General features: G+C 65.4%; 1 protein-coding gene. It reads right to left on the bottom strand.

What is annotated here, in order from left to right:
* A partial coding sequence (locus U1700_RS14870) for a YhjD/YihY/BrkB family envelope integrity protein (protein WP_332753459.1) occupies positions 1 to 410 on the bottom strand: 410 nt, incomplete at both ends.

Genomic DNA, 410 nt, shown 5'->3' with positions numbered 1-410 from the left:
AGCACCAGACCCGGCGCGTCGGGGATCAGCCCGTTCAGGAACGCCAGCGCCATGGTCGTGCCCATGGCTACGAAGATTAGCAGGACCCCACCGGCCACTACGGCAAATTGCAGAAGGTTGAGGCGGACGAAGCCGCGCGTCTCCTCCGTGTCATAGGCGACGTTCAGCCCCGTGATGATGGCCGACGATCCCTTGGTCGCGCCATACCAGGCCAGGATCAGCGCCACGACCAGCCCGATGCCCTGCTTGTCCTTCGCGCTCTCGACCACCGTCAGCAACTGGTCGGTGATGATCGAGGCGGCGTCGCGTGGGAGGGACGCGAAGACCGCCTCGACATTGGCTCGCACCGTCTCCGCATCGGCAAATAGTCCATAGCTCAGCACGACCGCGCCCAGGGTCGGCACGATCGC

Origin of the sequence: Sphingomonas sp. RB1R13, assembly GCF_036663775.1 — a bacterium.
Taxonomy (GTDB): domain Bacteria; phylum Pseudomonadota; class Alphaproteobacteria; order Sphingomonadales; family Sphingomonadaceae; genus Sphingomicrobium.
Note: the sequence above shows the minus strand (reverse complement) of the source record. Positions and strands in the feature narration are given on the sequence as shown.